The organism is Saccharopolyspora sp. 6M, assembly GCF_020176775.1.
GTDB classification, from domain to species: Bacteria; Actinomycetota; Actinomycetes; order Mycobacteriales; family Pseudonocardiaceae; genus Saccharopolyspora_C; species Saccharopolyspora_C gregorii.
Map to the genome: position 1 here is coordinate 1 of NZ_JAIUJZ010000307.1, position 4,777 is coordinate 4,777.

Sequence of the window (4,777 nt, forward strand, 5' to 3'; positions counted from 1 at the left end):
CCGCCGCGCTCGATGCCCTCGCCCGCATCCCCGAGGCCCCCGAAGACCTCCCGCGGGAAGCTCGTACCGAGGGTCCCGAAGAGTCCCGGGCGCCGAGTGCACCCAGGAAGGGTGTCACTCCGGGGAACGCGACGCCCGCGGGCCGGCCACCTCCGCGCGGCGGCCGCGGACGGCTCGTTCGACCCGGGCCGCCCCGTCGTCCGGGGCCTCGTGCTCCCAGATGCGGATGACGGACCATCCCGCCTCCGCCAACAAGCGGTCCGTCTCCCGGTCGCGTTCCCGGTTGCGCCGCACCTTCTCCGCCCAGAACGCCGCGTTCGTCGCGGATTTGGTGTGGTGCTCGGGGCAGCCGTGCCAGAAGCAGCCGTCCAGGAACACGGCGACCTTGGCGCGGGTGAACGTCAGATCAGCGGTCCGCCGCAGCTCGGCGAGCGGGCGGGTGGAGACCCGGTAGCGCAACCCCAGCGCGTGCACCGCTCTGCGCAACGCGAGCTCCGGTTTCGTGTCCCGCCCCTTGTTGGCGCTCATGCTCTTGCGCACGCCCGCACTGGACGCCACCGCCGGCCGATCGACAGCCATGCCGACGACCGTACGGCACGCTTCCCGGACGGCCGCACCGCGGCGAACGCGCGTTCGCCGCGCGCTCTGCGGCGCGCGTTCGCCCCCCACGCCCCTCACCCTGGCGGGGGAGCTCTTTCGGGGAGGGGACGTCGATGGAGATCGCTTGGTCGGTGGACGGTGTGCGGTGCGGGCTCGAGGTGGAGCCTCGGGTGACCGTGCTGGACGGGTTGCGCGAGCACTTGGGGGTGGTCTCGGTGAAGAAGGGCTGCGACCACGGGCAGTGCGGGGCGTGCACGGCGCTGGTGGACGGGCGGCGGGTGCTGACCTGCCTGTTGCTGGCGGTGGCCGCCGATGGTGCGGAGATCATCACCGCTGCCGGGCTGGGAGCCGTCGGACCTGCCGCTGGTGGGCCTGGAGCCGGTGAACCCGCCGGGGCTGGGAGGGGTGCCGCCGAATCCGGACCGGGTGCCGGCGGGGGCGCGCCGGGTGGCGATGGCCCTGCCACTGCCGGGCCGGGAACCGGCGAACCTGCGGCGGAAGCTGGCACGGGGCGGCTCGCGGGAAGCGGTACTGCGGAGGTTGCCGAGGCGGGAACCGGCCCGGGCGGGTCCGCTGGTGCCGCGGCGGGGCCCTCCGGCGGTCGGGACGCGCGGGACGTGGACGGTGAACCGACGTGGGAGGTCGTTCCCGGACCCGGCGGCGCGGGTGCCACCGGTCTCGTGGCGGCCCCGGGACGACCGCCGGCCGAGCGGGAGGTGCACCCGGTCGCTCAGGCGTTCCTGGAGCACGACGCGTTCCAGTGCGGGTACTGCACCCCGGGCCAGGTGTGCTCGGCGGTGGGGATGCTCGCCGAGGCCGCCGACGGCAGGCCGAGCCACGTGACCGCGGACGTCGCCGCCGGGTTCGAGGAGCTCGACGACGCGGAGATCCGCGAGCGGATGAGCGGCAACCTGTGCCGCTGCGGCGCCTACGTGAACATCGTCGCCGCGATCCGCGACGCGGCCCGGCGGGAGGGATCGCGATGAACCCGTTCGACTACGTGCGCCCGGACGACGCGGCGGGCGCGGTGGCGACCGTGGCGCGGAACCCGGGGGCGGTGTTCCTCGCGGGCGGCACGAATCTCGTCGACCACCTGAAATTGGGGGTGAGTGCGCCGGAGCTGCTGGTGGACGTGTCGCGGCTGCCGCTGGACGAGGTGCGGGAGCTCCCGGACGGCGGGATGCGGGTGGGGGCGGGGGTGCGCAACAGCGACCTCGCGGCCCACCCGCTGGTGCGCACCCGGTTCCCGGCGTTGGCGCAGGCGCTGCTGGCGGGCGCCTCGGGGCAGCTGCGCAACGCCGCCACCACCGGTGGGAACCTGCTGCAGCGCACCCGGTGCCCGTACTTCCAGGACGTGACTACCCCGTGCAACAAGCGCGATCCGGGGGCGGGGTGCTCGGCGATCGGCGGGCACCACCGCGACGCGGCGATCTTCGGCGCCTCCCCGGAGTGCGTGGCCACGCACCCCTCCGACATGGCGGTGGCGATGGCGGCGCTGGACGCGCGGGTTCGGGTGCAGGGCCCGGAGGGGGAACGCGCGGTGCCGGTCGTCGAGTTCCACCGGCTGCCGGGTGACGAACCGCAGCGGGACTCGGTGCTGCGCCACGGCGAGTTGATCACCGCGGTCGACCTGCCGGGCAGCGCGCCGCACTCGGTCTACCGGAAGGTGCGGGAGCGGGCGTCGTACGCGTTCGCGCTCGTCTCGGTCGCCGTCGACCTGGACGTCGCGGACGGCCGGGTGCGCAACGCGCGGATCGCGCTCGGCGGGGTCGCGCACAAGCCGTGGCGGGCCACCCGCGCCGAAGGGGCCCTGCGCGGTGCGCCCGTCGGCGAGCAGGCGTTCCGCGCGGCCGCGGACGCCGAACTGGCCGCGGCCGAACCGCTCAGCGGCAACGCGTACAAGGTGCCGATGACCCGCGGGACGCTCGTCGCCGTGCTGCGGGACCTGGTGGAGGAGGCGCGATGACGGACCTGCTGCGGCCACGGGCGATCGGCGCCCCGCTGGAACGGCTGGACGGCCCGGACAAGATCAACGGCACCGCGCGCTACGCGTTCGAGCACCCCGTGCCCGACCCGCTGTACGTGCATCCGGTGCAGGCGACGATCGCGCGCGGCCGGATCGAGGACATCGACGTGCACGCCGCCGAAGACCTCGACGGCGTCGCGACGGTGCTCACCCACGAGAACGCGCCCCGGCTGGCGACCGACTCCGACGCCGAGCTGTGGGTGCTGCAATCCCCGGAGATCGCGTTCCGGGGCCAGCTCATCGGCGCGGTGCTCGCCGAAACCCCCGAGATCGCGCGGCAGGCCGCGGATCTGGTGCGCGTCGACTACCGGCGGGAACCGCACCACGTGGTGCTGCGCGGCGACGACGACGCGCTCTACGCGCCGGAGGTGGTCAACCCGTCGTTCGCCGCCGACACGCGCGACGGCGACCCGGACGGCGCGGAACCGGCGGTCGTGGTGGACGTGACCTACACGACGCCGATGGAGCACAACAACCCGATGGAACCGCACGCCACCATCGCGACCTGGCGCGGCGGCGTGCTCACGATGTACGACTCGACGCAGGGCGTGCACCAGATGCGGTCACGGCTCGCGCCGGTGCTCGGGCTCGACCCGGAGCGGATCCGAGTGCTCGCCCCGCACGTCGGCGGCGGCTTCGGCTCCAAGGGCACCGCGCACGCGCACAACGCGCTCGCCGCGCTCGCCGCCCGGGTCGCGGGCGGACGGCCGGTGAAGCTCGCGCTGACCCGGCAGCAGATGTTCGCGCTCGTCGGCTACCGCACGCCCACCATCCAGCACGTGCGGCTCGGCGCGGACCGCGACGGGAAGCTGGAACTCGTCACCCACGACGTCGTCGAGCAGACCTCCACCGTGCAGGAGTTCGCCGAGCAGACCGCCGTCGGCACCCGCACCGTCTACGCCGCGCCGAACCGCCGCACCACGCACCGGCTCGCGGCGCTCGACGTGCCCGTCCCGTTCTGGATGCGCGCACCCGGCGAAGCACCCGGCATGTTCGCCACCGAGTCCGCAGTGGACGAACTCGCCGAAGCCTGCGGGATCGACCCGATCGACCTGCGCTGCCGCAACGAACCCGCCGTCGATCCCGCCACCGGGCTGCCGCACTCCGCGCGGCACCTCGCCGAATGCCTGCGCGAAGGCGCCGAACGGTTCGGCTGGGCCGGCCGCGACCCGGCGCCGCGGTCCGCGCGGGACGGGGACTGGCTGGTCGGCACCGGCGTCGCGAGCGCCACCTACCCCGGCTACAAGATGCCCGGCTCCACCGCCACCGTCCGGTACCGCGACGGGCGCTACGAGGTGCGCATCGGCGCCGCCGACATCGGCACCGGCACCCGGACCGCGCTCACCCAGATCGCCGCCGACGCGCTGGACCGCCCGGTGTCCGATGTGGACTTGGAGCTCGGCGACACCGCGCTGCCCACCGCCACCGTCGAAGGCGGCTCCTCCGGGCTCACCTCCTGGGGAACGACCGTCGTCGAAGCGGCCCGGCGGTTCCGGGAGAAGTTCGGCCACGACCCCGCCGACGGCGACGAAGCCGACGGCGCGATTCCCGACGACCCGGACGAGCAGCGGTACGCCATCCACTCGTTCGGCGCGCACTTCGCCGAAGTCCGCGTCAACGCCGACACCGGTGAGGTGCGGGTGCCGCGGCTGCTCGGCGTGTTCTCCGTGGGGCAGGTCGTGAACCCGCGGCTCGTGCGGTCGCAGCTGCTCGGCGGCATCACCATGGGCATGTCCATGGCGCTGTTCGAGCACAGCGTCCTCGATCCGCAGTTCGGGCACGTCATCAACCACGACCTCGCGCAGTACCACGTCGCCGCGCACGCCGACGTCGCCGACATCGAGGTGAGCTGGCTCGACGAGCACGACCCGCATTCGAACCCGATGGGCAGCCGCGGCGTCGGCGAGATCGGCATCGTGGGTTCGCCCGCCGCCATCGCGAACGCGGTGCACCACGCCACCGGCATCCGGGTCCGGGACCTGCCGATCACGCCGGACAAGCTGCTGGGCGGCTGACCCGGCGGCGCACCGCTGGAGGAGTGAACGGACCGTTCGTCCCATCTCGTTGGACGGGCGGTCCATTCACTCGCGTTCCGCGGAGGGTGAACGGACCGTTCGTCCCGTCCGGTTGGTCGAAGGGTCCGTTCACCCC

At 74.1% G+C, this 4,777-nt stretch carries 3 protein-coding genes and 2 pseudogenes; 4 read left to right on the forward strand and 1 reads right to left on the reverse strand.

The features are described 5' to 3' along the window. Positions 1–114: 114 nt before the first annotated feature. Complete coding sequence (locus LCD31_RS28145; RefSeq protein WP_224963120.1) at positions 115–579, reverse strand: very short patch repair endonuclease; 465 nt, start codon at positions 577–579, stop codon at positions 115–117. Positions 580–713: 134 nt separating this feature from the next. Here LCD31_RS28145 and LCD31_RS28150 point away from each other — a divergent pair. The 4 genes and pseudogenes from LCD31_RS28150 to LCD31_RS28170 all read left to right on the forward strand — a co-directional run. Then, a pseudogene (locus LCD31_RS28150) lies at positions 714–869 on the forward strand (2Fe-2S iron-sulfur cluster-binding protein); the annotation flags it as partial. 447 nt (positions 870–1,316) lie between these two features. Beyond that, positions 1,317–1,586 (forward strand): annotated as a pseudogene (locus LCD31_RS28160) (2Fe-2S iron-sulfur cluster-binding protein); the annotation flags it as partial. Next, on the forward strand, positions 1,583–2,566 hold the full coding sequence (locus LCD31_RS28165) for a xanthine dehydrogenase family protein subunit M (protein WP_224963122.1): 984 nt from the start codon (positions 1,583–1,585) through the stop codon (positions 2,564–2,566). The pseudogene LCD31_RS28160 and the gene LCD31_RS28165, both read left to right, overlap by 4 nt. Beyond that, positions 2,563–4,641, forward strand: coding sequence for a xanthine dehydrogenase family protein molybdopterin-binding subunit (locus LCD31_RS28170; RefSeq protein WP_224963124.1), 2,079 nt, complete (start codon positions 2,563–2,565; stop codon positions 4,639–4,641). The genes LCD31_RS28165 and LCD31_RS28170 overlap by 4 nt, the downstream gene beginning before the upstream one ends. Positions 4,642–4,777: the final 136 nt, after the last annotated feature.